General features: G+C 74.9%; 11 protein-coding genes. 1 reads left to right on the plus strand and 10 read right to left on the minus strand.

All coding sequences use genetic code 11. The features are described from left to right. Positions 1-34: 34 nt before the first annotated feature. Complete coding sequence (locus D0Z67_RS28500) at positions 35-1,363, minus strand: amidohydrolase (RefSeq protein WP_234312610.1); 1,329 nt, start codon at positions 1,361-1,363, stop codon at positions 35-37. A gap of 186 nt (positions 1,364-1,549) precedes the next feature. Between D0Z67_RS28500 and D0Z67_RS28505 the strand changes: the two genes are divergently transcribed. After that, positions 1,550-1,723 (plus strand): thiazolylpeptide-type bacteriocin, encoded by a 174-nt coding sequence (locus D0Z67_RS28505; protein ID WP_031179489.1) that lies wholly within the window; start codon positions 1,550-1,552, stop codon positions 1,721-1,723. Positions 1,724-1,835: 112 nt separating this feature from the next. Here the strand turns inward: D0Z67_RS28505 and D0Z67_RS28510 are convergent, their stop codons facing one another. The 9 genes from D0Z67_RS28510 to D0Z67_RS28550 all read right to left on the minus strand — a co-directional run bounded on the left by D0Z67_RS28510 (position 1,836) and on the right by D0Z67_RS28550 (position 17,615). After that, positions 1,836-3,770 carry a TOMM precursor leader peptide-binding protein gene (locus D0Z67_RS28510; protein ID WP_031179490.1) on the minus strand — a complete coding sequence of 645 codons (1,935 nt, stop codon included), beginning with the start codon at positions 3,768-3,770 and terminating at the stop codon, positions 1,836-1,838. Next, positions 3,767-4,519 carry an ABC transporter permease gene (locus tag D0Z67_RS28515; RefSeq protein WP_031179491.1) on the minus strand — a complete coding sequence of 251 codons (753 nt, stop codon included), beginning with the start codon at positions 4,517-4,519 and terminating at the stop codon, positions 3,767-3,769. The genes D0Z67_RS28510 and D0Z67_RS28515 overlap by 4 nt, the downstream gene beginning before the upstream one ends. Further along, complete coding sequence (locus D0Z67_RS28520) at positions 4,516-5,472, minus strand: ABC transporter ATP-binding protein (RefSeq protein ID WP_037774389.1); 957 nt, start codon at positions 5,470-5,472, stop codon at positions 4,516-4,518. The genes D0Z67_RS28515 and D0Z67_RS28520 overlap by 4 nt, the downstream gene beginning before the upstream one ends. Positions 5,473-6,767: 1,295 nt before the next feature. After that, a complete protein-coding gene (locus tag D0Z67_RS28525) occupies positions 6,768-7,886 on the minus strand; it encodes a lantibiotic dehydratase C-terminal domain-containing protein (protein WP_051887468.1) in 1,119 nt (372 codons plus the stop codon). Next, entirely contained in the window at positions 7,883-10,615 is a 2,733-nt protein-coding gene (locus D0Z67_RS28530; RefSeq protein ID WP_051887469.1) for a lantibiotic dehydratase, read from the minus strand. The genes D0Z67_RS28525 and D0Z67_RS28530 overlap by 4 nt, the downstream gene beginning before the upstream one ends. A gap of 64 nt (positions 10,616-10,679) precedes the next feature. Further along, on the minus strand, positions 10,680-12,266 hold the full coding sequence (locus D0Z67_RS28535) for a nitroreductase family protein (protein WP_031179495.1): 1,587 nt from the start codon (positions 12,264-12,266) through the stop codon (positions 10,680-10,682). Between the two features lie 92 nt (positions 12,267-12,358). Then, complete coding sequence (locus tag D0Z67_RS28540) at positions 12,359-14,275, minus strand: TOMM precursor leader peptide-binding protein (protein WP_031179496.1); 1,917 nt, start codon at positions 14,273-14,275, stop codon at positions 12,359-12,361. Beyond that, the gene (locus D0Z67_RS28545; protein ID WP_031179497.1) at positions 14,265-16,493 is read right to left on the minus strand and encodes a TOMM precursor leader peptide-binding protein; all 2,229 of its coding nucleotides are present in this window, start codon (positions 16,491-16,493) and stop codon (positions 14,265-14,267) included. The genes D0Z67_RS28540 and D0Z67_RS28545 overlap by 11 nt, the downstream gene beginning before the upstream one ends. A gap of 33 nt (positions 16,494-16,526) precedes the next feature. Continuing rightward, on the minus strand, positions 16,527-17,615 hold the full coding sequence (locus D0Z67_RS28550; RefSeq protein ID WP_107059504.1) for an AfsR/SARP family transcriptional regulator: 1,089 nt from the start codon (positions 17,613-17,615) through the stop codon (positions 16,527-16,529). Positions 17,616-17,789: the final 174 nt, after the last annotated feature.

Below are 17,789 nucleotides of genomic sequence, written 5' to 3' on the forward strand. Positions count from 1 at the left end.
ATTCGGATGGTGATCCGGGCCACGCGTACGGGAGTCACCGCGCGGCCGGGTCCAGTTGGGCCAGGGCGGCCGTGACCAGGGCGGCTGTGCCTGTGTCCAGGGTGAGGCGGACGCTGGGGAGGTAGCGGGGGGAGTGGTTGTGGGGGAGGCCGCGGAACTTCTCGGCCGGCCCGCTGCCGGGGGCCGCCGCCCACTGGGTGGGGCCGACCGAGCCGAGCATCCAGTAGGCGCCCCGGATGCCGGGCCGGCCGTGCAGATGGCCGCCCGCGCCGGTGAGCAGCGGGAAGTCCTCGGTCGCCGACGACGCGGGCCAGCCGGTGACGCGGGCCGCGCCGAAGGCGGCCTGGTGGGCGGCGCGCACGGCTGTCGTGACACCGGGGTCGGGCCGGGTGACGCCGGAGCGGGCCAGTTCGCGCACGGTGACCCGGGGCGGCAGCGCGGCCGAGGCGGCCTCCGCGCGCACCACCCGCTCCACCGCCGCCGTGCCCCGGACGAGCGCCGCCTCGGAGAGGGCGCGGACGGTGACCCGCAGCTCGGCGCGGGTGGCTATGACGTTCCCGGTGCGCCCGGTGTCCCCGGCGCGCAGCGAGGACGCGGTGACCAGCAGCCGTTCCGCCGGGTCCGTCTCGCGGGCGGCGACGGCCGGGAGCCGGGTCACCGCGCCGGCCGCCGCCAGCAGCGGATCGGCCGTCAGATGCGGGGTGGCCGCGTGTCCGCCGTCCCCCTCGAAGACCACCTCCATGGTGACGCTGCCCGCCATCAGCGGCCCGTCGGCGTGCGCCACCATCCCGGCCGGGAACGCGGCGGTGTGCTGGGCGAGGACCACGTCGGGGGCGGTGATCCGGTCGTACAGGCCGTCCTCCAGCATGGCGCGGGCGCCGCTCAGCGTCTCCTCGGCCGGCTGCCCGACGACCAGCAGCGTGCCGCGCCAGCGGTCCCGGTGTGCCGCGAGCCAGCGGGCGGCCGCCGCCGCGCACGCCAGATGGGCGTCGTGCCCGCAGGCGTGCATCACGGGCACCGGCCGCCCGTCCGGGCCCGGCGCGGTCGCGGTGCTGGCGTACGGTACGCCGGTCTCCTCGGCCACCGGCAGCGCGTCCAGCTCGGCCCGCAGCAGCACGGCCGGGCCGTCACCGTTGGCCAGTTCGGCGGCAACCCCGTGGCCGCCGACCCCGGTCAGCACGCGGAAGCCGTCCGCCACGAGCCGCTCCGCGAACCGGGCGGCGGTGCGCTCCTCGGCGCCGGACAGCTCGGGATGGCGGTGCAGGTCGAGATACAGCTCGGCGGTGGACGGCAGCAGGGCGTCCAGACCGGGCGGCACACCACCGCCCACGGTCACGGACGGAGGGGACTGGTCGCTGCTCACGGCGGGGGCTCCAGGGGTCGTCGTACGGGGGGTGTCAGCGAAGTGACAGCCATCGGTCAGGGAGTTGGCGTGGGACGCGCGTAGAAAGGTGGGTGTCGGGGGGCACGCTCCTCCGGCTGGTTCAGCGCACCACCGGACGGGGCCGTCCCGGCCGGCCGCAGGTCACCTGACCCGGAAGGAGCCACCATGGCTGACAACACCCTCGCCTCCCTCGCCCAGGAGATCCTCGACCTCGAGTCGGAGACCTTCGAGATCACCGACTACTCGGACGCCAGCGAGGTCATGCTCGGTTCGTCGACGAGCTGTTCCTCCACCAGCACCTGCTCCAGCACCACCAGCACCACCTCCTGCACCGCCTGACCCAAGGCGACTCGCACCCACGGTCCCCGGCCCGCCTCGGCGCGCCGGGGACCGCCGGTGTGCGCGGGTCTTTCTGACGGCCCGCGCCCGACGAGCAGAACGCCTGCCCCGCTCACGGGAACGGATGCGGCACCCGCCGCAACTGCTCCTCCCGCAGCGGCGCCGGGACCATGCCCGCCCGGTACGGCGCGGTCCGCAGCCTCGGCAGAGTGAGGGCCCGCTGCCGGGTCCAGCCGAAGTCGATCGGCAGCAGCCCCGGAGCCAGCGCGGCCACCGTGCGCAGCCCCATCCGCCGCTGCTCGGGGGTGGTCTGGTCGACGGCGATCACCTCGCAGCCCGCCTCGCCCAGCAGGTCCCGCACCAGCAGCAGATCGTCGCGGAGGTCGCCGGTACGCGGCCGCCGCTGCTCCCAGGACGCGAACAGCTCGTCGAGCGGGGCCGTGCGGGGCGGCTTGAGGTAGCCGGTGGCGTGGACCCGCATCGCGGGCAGCCCGAACAGCGCCGCGTGGTCCGGGAGCCGCTTGACGAGGTCGAAGTCCTCGGCCATGGCGGCGAGTTCGACGGGCCGCTCGGCGACCTGGCCGGGCAGGTGCGGGATGTACGTGAGGATCTCGGAGACCGCCGACTCCACGGCCGTCTCCGGGTCGAAGGACGCGCCCGCCGCGAAGGCCAGGGAGCCCGGCGCGTCGTCGCGGCGGACCGCGAGCCCGGTGACGACAGGCACCGGAAGGTCCACCCGGTTGTCGAAGACATGCACGTCGTAGCCCTGGAGCGCGGCCCGCGCCACCATCGCCCGCACCGCCGGGGAGCGCACCGAGTCCAGGTCGATCTCGGGGAGCGGGAGATCGCCGTACCAGCCGAGCAGGAAGGCGTCCCGCTCGATCAGTTCGAGCAGGCCGAAGAAGACGGCCTCCTCCCAACTGCTTGCGGTGGCACAGCCGTTGGAGCATTCGAAGACGAAGTTGTCGGCGGCCGTGCCCGCGCTGTAGTAGACGAGCCGGGCCGGGACCAGTACCGGGCGGCCGTCCCGCAGCGACCAGCCGGTGACCCACGGGATCGGCCGGGCCGGGTCGAAGGGCTCGACCATCGGGTCCTCGGCGTAGGTGCGCGGCCCGTACAGCCCGCAGGCGCGCGGGTCGAGGGCGCGGTCGCCCAGTTCCTCCAGCGAGGCCGTCACCACCGGGGCGCGGTGCCGGCGATGGGTGCCCGCGTACCGCTCCAGGCCCTCCAGGAAGGCCAGGTCGCGGCTGTCGGCGAACGAGTTGGCCTGGCCGCTCCAGGTGACGTCGGTGAGACCGGCGTACCCCCGCATGAAGACGCTGCCCGCGACCGGCGCGGTGGTGGGGGAGGTGACGTCGATCCAGGTGCCGCCGCCCAGCACCCCGCACACCGGGTTGGCCAGCGCCTTCACCGGCAGCGGATGGTCCGACGCCCGGCGCAGCCGGTAGGAGTCCGGGCGCGGCTTGGGCAGCGGGCCGGGTGCGGGGAGCGTCGCCTCCTTCGCCGCGCGGGCCGCCGACTCCTCGGTGAAGGGACGGCAGCGCGGGCACATCGGCTCCGGCAGCAGCGGGAATGTCCGTACCCGCAGCGTCTCCAGGTCCAGCTCGGTGACCTGCGGCAGCCCGGCGTCCGGGCCCTCGGCGGGATGCCGGGCGGCGCCGGAGGCGATCAGCCGGTGCAGCGACCACACCGCGTCCACCGTGTGGTCGGGCAGCACCGGCCACGCCCCGGCCGCCGTGGTCTGCGTACCGGTCTCCAGCGCGTCCCGCTCGGTACGGGTGCGCAGCCGCTGGCGGCGCATCGCCAGACAGGTCCCGCACGCCGGACCGGCCGCAGGGGCGCCGCCCCAGGGGCCGAGCAGGACGGCCTGCGCGGTCAGGTGCACGGTGGCGGCCGGGCCGCAGGCGAGTCCGGTGTCGCCGAGCACGTTGGTGTCGCCGATCCGGGAGACGGCGGGCGCGGGCAGCCCGGCGGCGCCGGCCCGCGCCGCCAGCCGGGAGTGCAGGTCGGCCCGCGCGGCCTCCAGCGGGGTCATCGTCGTCGTCATGTCCGGTTGCTCCAGCGGAAGATCCGGGTGGCGACCACCCCGAAGACCAGGGCGAACACCGCGAGGCCCGCGCAGTCCAGCGCGATGTCCCCGAGGTCGCCCCGGCCGCCCATGGCGTCGGTGAGACCGTCGTTGAGATAGTGCAGCGGCAGCACCTTCGCGGCGGTGCGCAGCCAGCCCGGCATCAGGTCGTCCGGGAAGAACGAGCCGGACAGGAACGCCATCGGCACCATCACCAGGTTGGCGATGGCCGCGACCGCCTCCGGGGTGTCGGCAAGACTGCCGACGACCAGCCCCATGGCGAGGAACGCGGTCACCCCCAGCACCAGCAGCGGCAGCGCCGCCCACCAGGGGCCCATCAGCCTCAGCCCGAAGAACGGCAGCAGCGCGACGGCGGTGAACAGCACGGTCTGCGCCATCGCCACCCCCATCGCCACCGTCCACCGCGAGGCCAGCAGGGTGCGCAGCGGGGTCGGGGTGCGCCAGATCAGCCGGAGCAGGTCGTCCCGGCGCCACTGCATCAGCGCGAACCCCACCGAGAACACGGCCGCGTTGCCCACGCCCCAGGACAGCACGCCCGGCGCGATGTAGTTGATGGAGGCCAGCCCGCCATTGACCTTGTCGCCCTGGAAGATCAGGCCGAACAGCACCAGGAAGGCGAGCGGGAAGGCGAAGGTGAAGAAGAGGGTCGTCTTGTCGCGCACGCTCGCGACATAGGTGGCCCTGGTCAGTGCGGCGTAGGCGCTCAACGGTGGTGCTCCGATCCGGTGCCGGTCAGCGAGAGGTAGGCGTCTTCGAGGGTGGGGGTGCGCACGGAGACCGAGTCGATGTCCACCAGGTCGCCCAGGGCGGGCAGTACCCGGTTGGGCACCGTCGTCTCGATGACCAGATCGGCGCCCTGCACGGTGGCCCGGTCCACGCCGGCCAGGGCGAGGGCGGCCTCGGGGGAGAGCTTGTCGGCGGGGACCAGCAGGCGGGTCGGCGCGGCCAGGGCGCGGATCAGGCTGCGGGGCGAGTCCAGCGCGACGACCCGCCCCCCGGCGATGATCGCCACCCGGTCGCACAGCGCCTCGGCCTCGTCCAGGTAGTGCGTGGTGCAGATGATCGTCCGCCCCTCGGACCGCAACGACCGCAGCAGCTCCCACAGTTCGCGCCGCGCCTCCGGGTCGAGGGCGGCCGTCGGCTCGTCCAGGAAGATCAGCTCCGGCTCGTTGAGCAGCGCGGTGGCCACCGCGAGCCGCTGGCGCTGGCCGCCGGAGAGGTGGTCGATCCGCGCGTCCGCCTTCTCGGTCAGCCCGACCCGCTCCAGCGCCGTCCGCGCGGCCTTCGGCGCCATGCCGTACAGCGCGGCCACCGTGCGCAGATGCTCGGCGGCCGTCAGCCGGGCGAAGAAAGCCGACGCCTGGGTCTGCACCCCGATCCGGGCCAGCAGCGCGATGTCGCGCGGCCAGGGGCGCTGCCCGAACACCGTGACACTGCCGGAGTCGGCCTCCCGCATGCCCTCCACGATCTCCACCAGGGTGGTCTTGCCCGCGCCGTTCGGCCCGAGGATGCCGAAGAACTCGCCGTGGCGCACTTCAAGGGAGACGCCGTCGAGCGCCGTCACCTCCCCGTAGCGCTTGCTGACGCCGTCCAGGGCGACGACGGTCTCGGTAGCGGCGCCGCGCGGGGCGGCCTCCGTCCTGCTGTCGGGTGCGCTCATCTCGCCTTTCCTCAACTGGGTCACTACGGACGGGACTTCATGCCCCGCATCGGGGGAGGCGGCCGGGTCCGCCTGGGTGGTACGCCGGTCCCGCAGGCGCCGGCCGAGCCCGCCCAGCGCCCACAGCAGCAGGACGGCGGCGAGCAGTGCGGGCGGCAGCGACCAGGCGAGCACCGCCAGGCCGTCCGGCAGCGTGGACCGCAGCGCGGCCCCGCACAGCACCAGCAGCGCCGCGCTCTGCACCGCCGTCAGCAGCGCGAACCCGCCGTACAGCAGCCGCAGGCGCGCCGGGTACGCGGCGAGACCCGGACCCCGCCGGAACACCGCCCGCACCGCGAGGCCGGTGAAGGTACGGGCGCCCTCGGACAGCGCGGCCACTCCGAGCGCGTGCCCGAGCGCCTTGTAGCCGTCCAGCGGGGGCAGCGGCAGCAGGTTGGCCACGCCCAGGACGGTGCCGAGCAGCAACAGCGCCCCCAGCGCGGGCCGGGCGTCGGCGCCGGCGGGGAGCAGCGCCCACACCGCGTAGAACGGCACCAGGAACAGCAGGTTGGCGAAGACGCCCGCGCAGGCGGTGGCCACCTTCCGGGCCCGGCTGCCGAGGAACTGGACGTCCTCCACCTCGCAGTACAGATAGGTGGCGAAGCAGATCCAGCGCAGCCCGATCTCCGTGACCCGTCCACCCCAGGCCCGCGCGAACAGTCCGTGCGCCAGCTCGTGCAGGGCCAGCCCGCACCACAGCACACAGCCGATCGCGAACAGCAGCACCGGCTGCCGCGCCGTCTCCTCCGTCTGCCGCCACAACGTCCCGGCCTGCACCGCGACGGCGACGAACACACCGACCGCCAGCGCGGTCAGTACCGCCAGCACGGCCGGCCGCCGGGCGGGCGCGGTGAGCCGGTGCAGTCGGTCCATCAGCGCGGGCGCGTCCGCCACCATCCGGGTCCGGCCGGCCAGAATCCCGTTCGGCGGCCGCTCGGGTCCGGCCGGAGGCGCCGCCGACGGCGCGGGCGAGCCCTCCAGCAGCCCCCGCCCGTGCAGCAGCCGGAGCAACTGCCCCCACTGCGCCTCCCCGAGCCGGGCACCGAACGCGCCCGCGTACTCCTCGCCGAGCTCCTCCAGCGTGCGGGAACCGTCCAGCCGGCTGATCAGGAAGTGCTCCTTCGGCCCCAGCTCCAGCCGCCGCCCGGTACGCGGGTCCTTCAGCAGATGGATACGGGCCGCACCGCGCACCAGCCGGGGCCCCGCCACCAGATCGGGGCGGACCCTGGGCCGACTGGCAAGGAACGTCCCGGTGGTCACCCCTCACCCCCACGGCGCCAGCCCGCCAGCGAGTCGCCCGCGTCGGCCCCGTCGCCCCGCGCGCCGCCGTCCCGGAGGGCGCGGGCGAGCACGTACGACAGGAACGCCTCGTCGCGCACGGTCGTGCTCAGCCGGTTGTTGGTCATGTGCAGATACGGCGACAGCAGCATCGGCAGCGCCTGGGCCGGGTCGGTGGGGCGCAGATCCCGGCTGCCGTCCCAGGAGCGGAACACCAGCGCGCCGTCCCGGGTCAGCGCCAGGGCCCGGTCGCGCAGCTCGGCGCAGTGCTCGGCCCAGCCGCGCAGGAACGCCGGGAGCCGCCCGGTGTCGCCCGCCGCGACCGCCGCCCGGATGTCCCGGAACCGGCCCGGCAGGCTCGCGCCCATCGCGGTGTACGCGCGGTCGTAGCCGTCGTCGGCGGTGTAGTTGGTGCTGGCGAACGCCCGGTTCCAGAAGGTGTGATAGCGGTCAAGGAAGGCCAGCAGGGCTTCGTCGTCCCGCAGGAACGTACCCGCCATCACCGTCATCAACTGGGCCGAAAGCCCGAGCAGTACGGTACGCAGATGGAGGTTCATCGAGCGAGCGGCCTCGATGACCAGGTCGCTGGAGTGCTGGAAGTGCCACTCCGCCAGCTCGATCCCGGCCGGACCCCCGTACTTGCCGTACTCGGGCTCGTACGGGCGGTCCTCGAAGGAGTTGTTGGGGCGCAGCAGCATCCGGCCGTCCGGGCCCAGGTACTCCGCGCGCTCCTCGTCGCCGAACTCCAGGGCGAACAGGGTCTCGTAGAGGTCGGCGAAGAAGCCGTCCTTCACCTCGTACAGCGCGGGCCGCTCGCGCAGGAAGGTCTCCAGCGCGGCGTGCGCCCGCTCCCGGACCACGGGGGCGTCGGCGGCGCGGGCCGGTTTCAGGCGGAGGCGCAAGTGCGGGCCCTCCAGCCAGTAGTTGATGAAGAAGTACCCGGCGAGCAGGCCCTCCTCGGTGAGCGCGTCGACCAGCGGGCGGACGCACTGGACGAGCAGCGGGCGGGGGCTGGCCGCGTAGAAGACGTGCACGGCCAGCCACTCGCCGGGCGCCTGGCCGGGCAGGGCGGAGGCTTCGGTGGGAGCGGTCGTCATGGGGTGGCGTCCTCTTCGGTCCGGGCGGGCGGTACGGGCAGCAGTTCGACGGCGAGTTCGGCCACATGCCGCCCGCGCGGTGAGGTGACGTGCAGTTCGTCCTCGGCGGGGAGCATCTCCTCGAAGACGGTCCGGGCCCGTTTCCCGGCGAGGAGCGCCTCCAGGGCGGTCAGCGAGAGCGGGCTCTCGAAGTCCACGTACTGCGGCTTGGACCCGCCGAACCAGGCCGTGCCCTGCCCGTCCGCCGTCTCCTCGTGGACGGTGGCGAAGGCGCGGGCGGGCAGGCCGTGCCGGACCCGCCAGCGGTGCCAGGCGAGATACCAGTCGGCGTCCGGGGTGCCGGGCTCCCGCAGCGGGAGGCGGCCGTCGGCGACGGTCCAGGAGCGCCGCTGGAGCACCAGGGCGTGATGGCGGACGCGGGGACGCCGGGTGACACCGTCCGTCGCCTCGCCCGCCGGCACCCCGCGCCACACGTCCGGCACCGAACGGGAGGTGGGGGAGAACAGCAGCAGGGTGCGCGGGATCTCGGGCAGCACCATCGGCACCAGATAGCCGAGGTAGACCGGGACGACCTCGCGGTCAAGGCGCCGGGACCGCAGCAGCAGCCGGTCCTCGGTCTCGTCGTGCACCGCGTACAGGTCGTCCAGGTGGAGGCGGGCCTGTTCGGGGGCGGTGCTGTTCTCACCGGGGCAGACGATCTCGTGGTCGGTCAGCCGGCCGTGCAGGTTGAGGTTGGTGGTCGCGGCTCCGGCCGTCACCTCGGCGAGGACCGCGCCGGGCGGCAGCACCGAACGCAGCGCGTTGCGCAGCGAGTCGGTGAGGCCGGGCCCGTCCGGGCCGTCGAAGCAGTGCGTGAACCGGGTGAAGGGGAAGCAGAGCCCGCCGTAGGAGTTGTTCAGCACGGCCAGCGGGCCGTCCTCGCGGCGGGCGAGCTGGAGGAAGTGGCTCTGCGGACGGAACGCGGGCGCGGCGGCGCCGAGGGCGTCGGCCATCTCGTCCACGGTCGCGTCGTCGAGTACGAACTCCTTGGCATCGGTGGGGAGTTCGGCCCAGCGTTCCCGCATCCGTGCGGTGAGCGTGGCGCGGGCCCGGTCGACGGAGGTGATCTCCGGGACGCCGAGCCAGTTCTCCTCCGGCGCGTGGCTGCCGTCCGGGAGGTAGCCGTCCTTGGCCGCGGTGAACTGGAGGTACTGGCGGAAGACGTCCTCGTGGAAGTCGTGGACCAGCCGCAGCAGATCCTCGCAGCGACCTCCCCGCCCGTACCGGGCGACGAAGAAGCCCTTGAGGGTGAGCCGTTGGGGCAGCGCCACGTCGAAGGCGGGCAGCACCCGCCCGATCGACCGCAACGGCGCGGCCACCGGCTCGGCCCACTCGGCGAGCGGCGCGCCGGTGGTCCCGGCCGAGACGTCCTCGTAGAGCAACGTCTGCGGAAGCACGGGGCGTTCAGCGCCCAAGTCGAGCTGGAGGGCGGCGAGTTCGCTGCGGAGTTCCGCCAGCAGCGAGCGCCGGGCGGGCACATCGGCGTCCCCGTACCGCGCGACCGCTCCGGCCGGGCCGTCCAGCCGGGCGGCGACGGTGTCCGCCCACTCCACGCCCAGGCTCCGCAGCGCCCGCTGGAAGCCGCGCAGCGGGTCGGGACTGTGCACGCCGGTGTCGAGCAACGGGATCTGGAGCATGCCCAGTTCACGCAGCGCGGCGAGATAGTGGCCCGCCTCCTCCTCCCCGGCGCCCGTGGAGGCGGCCAGCCAGCGGGCCAGGTCGCCGTGGGTCAGTGTGCCCTCGGTGTCGCGCAGCAGCGTCAGCATCCCGTCGAGGGCGCCCTGCCGGCGCAGGAAGAACAGCCGGTCCTGGGCGGCGTCGAAACTGACCGGCGCGCTGTCGTCCCCGGCCGTGACCGCCCGCCGGACATAGCGCACCCGGTCGTCGTCCCGCGTCCAGCCCGAGGCCGGTGCCACCGGCAGGTCGGCGCGGCGCGCCGGGTCGGCCACGATCAGCTCGGCGAGCCGGGTGAGGACGACCACGTTGAGCCGGGGGTGGCTCGTCCAGGCGTCGCCCACCTTGGTCAGGTCGCCGCCCTCCGTGAAACCGCCGAGCGCCACCCCGGTCAGCGTGCTGAACGGGCTGGTCTTGCAGGCGGTCCGGTACAGGTACGACAGCAGCGAACGCTCCATCTTCCGGGCCCGCTTGCCCGGCGCCGGGGAGCTGTCGGTGGCGAACGCGTCGAGCCGCTCCTCCAGCGTGGGCGAGGCCAGCAGCAGACCCCGGCGCAGCCGGTCGTCCAGCGCCAGCCCGCGCAACGCTGCACGGGTACGGGCCAGCGCGCCGCCGAGCACCGTCTCGCCCTCGGCGCGCAGCTCCTCCCAGCGCAGCCGCGCGTCCAGCCACGCGGTGAGGTCCGCGCCGGTGTCGCCGCCCAGCCCCGAGGCGAGGGCGCGGGCGGCGGGGAGGTCGGCGGGCAGGCGGTTGTTGAAGACCTGGCGGCGCAGCGCGAGCAGACGGCGGCGCAGGGCCGCGTCCTCGGTGGCGCCGACGGCGGCGGAGAGGGGGTCGCTCAGCCGGGCGCCCAGTGCGCGCAGCCTGTCCTCCTCGGCCGCCGTGCGGGCGGCCCAGCCGGCGGTCTCCGGGGCGCGCAGCACCTCGACGGTGCCGACCGGGAGGCCGGCCACGCGCAGCATGAAACGGCGGTGCAGGGTCACAGTGGTGTCGGCGGCTGTGGTGGCCGGGCTCATACCGTGCTGCCCCTTTCGTGTCGGGACTCCCGCGGACCGGGCAGGAGGCGGTCGGTCGGGCGGGTCATGGGGCGACGATGTCGTAGCGGTAGTCGGCGGGCCGGGGCCGCTCCTCGCCGATCATCATGATCAGCAGCGGCACCTCGCCCCGGCCGGCCACCCCGAACTCCTCCGCGTACGACACGCAGTCGAAGCCCAGCGCGACCCCGCAGCCGGTCCCGGCGGCTGAGGCGGCGGTGTAGACGGCCTGGGCGATGGCGCCCACGGCGGCGTTGACCAGCCGCAGTCCCCGGTCGCCGACCGCGTCCAGCACCGCGTACGTACGCGCCACCGGAACCAGCACGGCGGCCGCCTGCTCCAGGTTGTAGTTGGCCAGGAAGTAGTTCTCCTGGAGGAACGCCCCGAACTCGCCGGACTTCAGCAGCACCAGCCCGCCGGTCCCCCGGTCGTACTCGTAGAGCCCCGGCGGTACGTCACGGACGTGGTTGACGAAGACGTGGAACCGGGTCAGCGGAGCCCCGCCCGGAGTCTCCACGTCGCTGTCCAGGGTGGCGGCGGTGACGGCGGCGGCCAGTGTCACCGCCAGCTTGGCCGGGTCCAGCGGCTCACCCGCGCTGAACCGGCCGAAGCTGCTGCGCCGTTCCCGCAGCGCCCGCCGCACGGTGGTGTCCAGCGGCGCCGGACCGGGCAGCGGCACCCGCTCGCCGTCCCCCGCCGGAGCCGCGAGGGCCGGGTCCAGCCGGCCGGGGGCGGGCCGGTCGGCGGCGCCCGCCAGCGTGGCCTCGTGCACCCGGCCCAGGGTCGGGAAGGTCAGCGTCCGCCGCGAACGCTCGTCCGGCACCCGCCGCACCGCCGCCCCCGGCGTCTCGGGTGCGGCCGTCTGCGGTGCGGGCGCGGCCCAGCGCAGCGGCACCACGGCGAACACCCCGTCCTCGGAGGGGTCCAGCCCCAGCAGGCGCCCGACGCGCGGCTCGTCGAACCACAGAGCGGTGTCCAGCCGCAGTCCGTGCGCCCGCGCCCACATCCGCCAGGTCTCCAGCAGGGCGCCGATGTCCATCGTCACGGCGTGGTAGGAGAAGCTGTTGTACTTGAACGCGTTCTGCCAGAAGGTCACGCCGAGCACCAGGAACTGGTCGGTGTCGGCCTCCGCCAAGCCGCCCAGGGCGGACCGGAGTTCGCCGGTCACATCGCCCGACAGCAGCCGGCTCAGACGGTGCTGCGGGGTGTCGTAGTAGTAGACGCCCGGGGTGAGCGGGCCGCTCGCGCCGCTCACCCAGTGCACGCCGATCGGGTACAGGCCGCCGCCCGAGGCGGTGCCGCGCGACCAGTTGGCGTGGGTGTGGAAGGGCAGCGAACCCAGGTCCGTGTTGGCCTGTACGGCCAGCCGGCGTCCGGTCAGCCCGTATGAGTCCCGGAGCATCGCGCCCAGCAGGGGCAGCGTGAACGCGCCCGTGCCCGGCTCGCCGAACAGGCCCCGGCCCAGCGTGGCGTCCTCCGCGCAGCCGCCGTCGGGCAGCGGGAAGGAGGGCGCGCCGGGGAAGTACTTGCCCTTGCGGGGCCGGTCGGACCAGTCGGGCACGAAGTCGGCCGGTTCCATGGGGACCCTGCCCCGCCGCATCACCGCGGTCGCGTACTCATGGGCGTATCCCATGGTCACTCCCTAGTCAGCTCGTCTGTGGCGGGCGCCCTGCGGTTCGGGCCGGGCGCCCGGGATGTCGTTGGTGCGGACAGCCGCGGGGGCGGTCAGGGGAAGGGGTGCGGGGCCGGATTGCAGTCGTCGGGCAGCAGATCCGCCGTCCGCAGCCCGGCCTCCCGCAGCGCCGTACGGGTACGGGGCAGCCACGGGCCGCGCTGGCGGCTCCAGCCGAAGTCGATCGGGAGCAGGCCGGGGACCAGCACCTTGGCCGTGCTCAGCCCCGACTCCCGCTGCTCCGGCGCCGTCTGGTCCACCACGACCACGTCGAAGCCGCGCGCGGTCACCTCCGCCACGACCGCCTCCACGTCCGCGCGCAGATCCGCCGGGCGGGGCCGGGGGCGGTCCGGGGCGAGCGAGGCGAGCGGCACGCGCTCACCGTCGTCCCGGCCGCGCAGCAGGAAGTCGGTGTACGGGCCCATCTCGGGCAGCCCGTACAGCAGCGGATGGTCGTGCAGCACCCGCACCTCGTCGAAGTCGGCCGCCATCCGGCGCAGCCGCCGCTCCTCGCGGGCGGTGCGGCGGCGCAGGTTGACCGAGTCGGTGGCGATCTCGCACAGCCCGCCGGCGAGGGCGTCCTCCGGGTCGAGGGAGGCGCCCGCGCCGAAGCAGAGCAGCCCCGGCCCGCCGTCCACCCGTTGGGCGACGGCGGTCACCACCGGCACCGGGAAGCTGATCCGGGTGTCGAAGAACCGCGCCCGGTACCCGTACATCGCCAGCCGGTCCACCATCGCGCGGGTCGCGGGCCGGGTGCTGCTCGCCGGGTCGATCTCGGGCAGCCTGGCCCGGCCGAACCAGGCCAGCAGGAAGGCGTCGCGCTCGATGGTCTCCATCAGCCCGTGGTGCACGGCCTCGGCCGGACTCCCGCCCGAGGCGCAGCCGTTGGAGCTCTCCTGCACGAACCGGCGCCGGATGCCGCCCGGCGCGTGGTAGTACGCGACCACCTCGGGCACCAGTACCGGCCGGGTGTCCCGCAGCGACCAGCCCCAGACCCACCGCACGGGCCGGTCCGGCGCGAAGCGGGGCGCGCCGACCGCGTCCGCGTCGAAGGTGTCCGGGTACAGCCCGGTGACCCGGGGGTCCACCGCCGTGTCGCCCAGCTCCTCCAGCGTGGCCGTGACCACCGGGCGCCGGGCCCGCGCCCGCATCCCCGCGTACCGCTCCAGCCCCTCCAGCAGCCCGACCCGCACACTGGTGCCGTACGCCCCGGTGTGGCCGCCCCAGTAGCACTCGCGCAGATAGGCGCCGGAGCGGGTGGTGAAGGCACCGACCGCCGACGAGGTGGACGCCGAGGTCAGATCGGGCGCCACGGAGGGCCCGAGCATCCCGGTCACCGGGTTGGCGAACGCCTCCAGCGGCAGGTCGTACGCGGCGAGCGGCCGGGTACGGAAGCTGCCCGGCGTGTGCTCCGGGGCGGGCTCCAGGGCGATGCGGGCACCCTCGGCCGTGTCGTCCGGGCGGTCCGCGCAGCCCGGACACTCACCGTCCGGCACCAGCGGGAACCGGGCGACCCGCAGCGTCTCCAGGTCCAGCAGCCACACCCACGGATGCCGTACGGCAGGCGGGTGCGCGGCGGCCGCCGAGACGAGCGCGGCCAGCGCGTCCACCACGAAGCCGGCCTCCCACGGCGGGGTCCCGGTCGCCCGGGTCGGCCCGCCCCGCTCCAGCGCGTCCCGCAGGAACCCGGCCCGCACCGCCTGCCAGCGCCGGGCCAGACAGCGTGGACAGCCACGGCCGCCGACGGGGGCGACCGGGCCGACCACGGCGTGATGCCCGTAGAGGCCGACGGGGATCGCGCCCGGGATGAACTCCGCTGTGGATGCGCCCAGTTCGTCGCGGACACCGAGCGCGGTGACCACGGCGGGCCGGCCCGGGACACGGGAGGCGAGCGCGGCGGTCAGCCGTGCGCACACCAGGTCCCAGGGCGCGTCGACGGCGACCGGCGCCGCCTCCGTCTCAGTGGGCACCGGACCCGCCACGGGTGAGCAGCACGCGCACGGCGTGGATCTCGCCCGCCGCCAGGTCCGGCGCCGCCACCGGCACCGCGAACGCGTCGCGCCCGGCCGCCGCGAGCGCGTCCAGCACCCCGGCCCAGTCGGCCCCGTCCGCCCGCAGCGGCGCCGGCTCGCCCTCGGGGACCAGGGCCGCCGCCTCCAGGTCGGCCCACAGCGGGTCGCCGAGGTCCGGCTCGGCCCCGGCCCGCCGCAGCTGCTCCGCGCCGAGCAGATCGCGCAGCGCCTCCAGCACCGCCTCGCGCGGACGCAGGCCGCTGCCCGGCGCCCAGCGCACCTCCCCGCTCTCCGGGTCGGTGCGGCGGGCCAGGGCCACGGGCAGCGCGGTGACCCCCTCGGTCAGGTCCAGCACCTCCACCGTGGCGCCCAGGTTCTCCGCCGAGCGCAGCAGGAACAGCAACTCGGCGTCATCGGTGAGGGAATCGAGGTCCACCAGCCGTACGGGCGCTTCCCTGCGGACCGCCCGGCGCAGGGCGTCGTGGGCCAGCGCGGAGCGCAGGGCGCGGGCCAGAGCCGCGCGGGGAGTGCCCGCCGCGCCCGTACCGGCCGAGGTGCGCTCGAAGAGACCCTGGTCGTTCCAGCCGCCCAGGGTGCGCACCGCGCCCGTGGGCACCAGCACGGTCCGCCCGTCCAGCAGCGAGGTCGCCTCCGACCAGGCGGTCACCTGTGCCACGGGTGTCTCCAGTCCGCCGGACAGGGCGAGTTCGGCCGGCGCGACCCGGCTGCCCTCGCCGCCCGTCCGGGGCGGCACCACATGCTCCGCGTACACCTCCGCGCCCCGGAACAGGGCGGCGAGCCGGGCCCCGGCCACATGGTGCACGTCGATCGCGGAGACCTCGCGCACCCGGCCGGGGGAGACGCCCAGGCGTACGGTGCTCACCTTCAGCGGGGTCTGCTCCCAGTCGTCGTCGGCGTAGCCGCCGAACACCCCGGCGGCCTCGCGGACCAGGACGTCCCGCAGCTCCAGCGCGGCCAGCGCCCCCTTGGCCGCCGCCTCGTCCGCCGGGCCGTCGGCGGGCAGCAGTGCCGGCTCGTCGTCCGCGTGCGGCACCCGCAGGGCGGCCCCGTCCGGGGCCTTGGTTTCACCGGGGGCGCAGAACCGGCAGCGGGGGTGCGGCAGCAGCGGTTCGGCCAGTACGTCCAGGGAGTTGAGGTCCTGCACGACGACCTGGTTACGGGTCTCGGCGGGCAGCGCCTCCGTCACCAGCCGGAACACCTCGAACGACAGCAGGTTGCCGAGCATCCCCGCCAGCGGCCCCGTCGGCACCCGCGCGGGCGTCCCCAGCGGCGCGGCCGGACCGAGGCCGGACCACAGGTCGGCGCTGTCGGCGGCGTCCGAACCGGCGCCCAGCCGCAGCGCGGCGCAGGACCAGCAGCCCGGCGTCCCGGCCGTCATCACCGGCCCGACCACCGCCCGTTCCCCGAACGTCCACGCGCCCAGCAGCCGCCGCCCCTCGGGCACACCCTCCGAGAGCAGCCGCAGCAGTTGCGCGGGCGCGCCCGCCCCGGTCACCAGCACGGTGTCCCAGCCGTCCAGGTCGGCCCAGCCGAGGATGCCCCCGGCCAGCCTGGCCAGCGTGGGCGCGCAGCCCGCCCCGGTGAGTTCCGCGACCTCCGCTGCCAGACCGGCCGTGTCCCGGGGCTCACGGTCGAGGGCGCCCTCCGCCGCGTCCTCGACCGTGACGGCCACCGTGGCACAGCCGTTGCGCAGCAGGCCCAGCGCGGCCCACCCCGCCATCTCGTCGTCCCCGAGCACCGCCACGCGGGTGTCCCGGTACCGGGCGAACCTGCCGTGTGCGTCGTCGGCGTAATGGTCCAGATAGTCGAGCTGATGGGCGAAACGCGCCGTCACCTGCGGTGACAAAGTTACGTCCGTGGGTCTTGGTCCGGCATCCCGGGCGAAACCACGCGCGTAGAGTGCGCGCACGAGTCGGACCACCATGTCGCGCTGCTTGTCCCCCAGGCCGGCGCAGAGTTCCTCGACCCGGCGCTCGCCGTCGAGATGGGGCACGATCAGCGCGGCGAAACGGTACGCGGACTGGGTGACGACGTTGAAGCCACCGTGCGCGTTGTGGAACAGCACCCCGTCCGGGGTGCGGGTGAACAGGACGTCCCGGCGGATACGCGGCCGCGAACGGGCGATCTCCTCGTGGGACGAGGGAGCAGGGGCCATGCTGTCTAACCTCCGTGAAGAGCGGGGGAGCGGTCAGCCGGCGGCGGGTGGGGACTTCGGCGCCGGATCGTGCGGTGCGGTGGCCGGGAGGCTGGTGCCGGCCGCCTGGACGAAGAGCCGCAGCAGGTCGTGGACCCGGTAGCGGCCCGACGGGTCCTCCTCCAGCAGCCCGGCGTCCACCAGTGCGCGCAGCACCAGCGCGCCAGGCGCCGGGGGAGAGGCCCGCTCCAGCGCGGACGACGCCCCGGCGGACCCCGAGGGCGGTACACCGGACGCGGGCAGCGCCGGGCGCCCGCCGTACGGCTCGCCGCGCAGCACCGCCAGCTGAAGACCGCGCAGCGCCGCACCCGGCTCCACCCCCAGCTCGGAGGTGAGATGGGCGTGGATACGGCGGTACTCCGCGAGCGCCTCGGCCCGGCGGCCCGAGCGGTACAGCGCCTCGATGAGCAGCGCCGACAGCCCCTCGTGGCCGGGCTGGCCGCGTACCGCCTCGCGGGCCTCGGCGATCATCTCCCGGTGCCTGCCCAGGCGCAGTTCGCCGTCGAAGACCCGCTCCACCGCGAGCAGCCGTTCCTCGGCCAGGCGCGGTACGTGGTCGCGGTGCAGCTCGTCGGAGTGGACGTTGCCGAGCAGCGGCCCCTTCCACAGTCCCAGCGCCGCCCGCGCCAGCCGCAGCGCGGACTCCGGGTCGTCACCGGCCGAGGCCCGGCCGAGCAGGTCGCGGAAGTGGAGGAGGTCCAGGGTCTCGGCGTCCGCCTGGAGCCGGTAGCCGCCGGGCACCGCCTCGATGGCGTGGTCGGCGACCCCGTACTTGGAAAACAGACGGCGCAGTCGGAGAACACAGGTGTGCAGGGCCGATCTCCCGCCGGACGGCGGACGGTCGCCCCACACCACGCGCTGGAGCAGCTCGCCGGAGACCACGGCACCGGGGTGCAGCAGGAGGGCTGCCAGCAGTGAGGTCGGTTTGGAGGGCTGGAGGACGACGGTCTCGTGACCGTCGGTGATGGCGAGCAGGCCGAGGACCTGGAAGCGGGGGCGGCCCGGATGCGCCGCGGTGGCCTGCTGATCAGGAAGGGCGCCATGGGGCGCGGGAAGTCCGGTCTTCACCACAGCCTTTCGCATCGCACGGTGAGTGATGCAGCAACTGCCTGGCATGACAGGGCACTTGTTCACACCTGGGGTGGAGGACGTGAACAAGTGATCTGCTGAGACGGGAACTTAGAAGCGAACCGGCCGGTCCGTCCAGTGGTTGGCGCGAAACACCTGATGACGAGCGGGGAACACGGAGGCTTTTGC

This window comes from Streptomyces seoulensis (assembly GCF_004328625.1).
GTDB lineage: Bacteria > Actinomycetota > Actinomycetes > Streptomycetales > Streptomycetaceae > Streptomyces > Streptomyces seoulensis.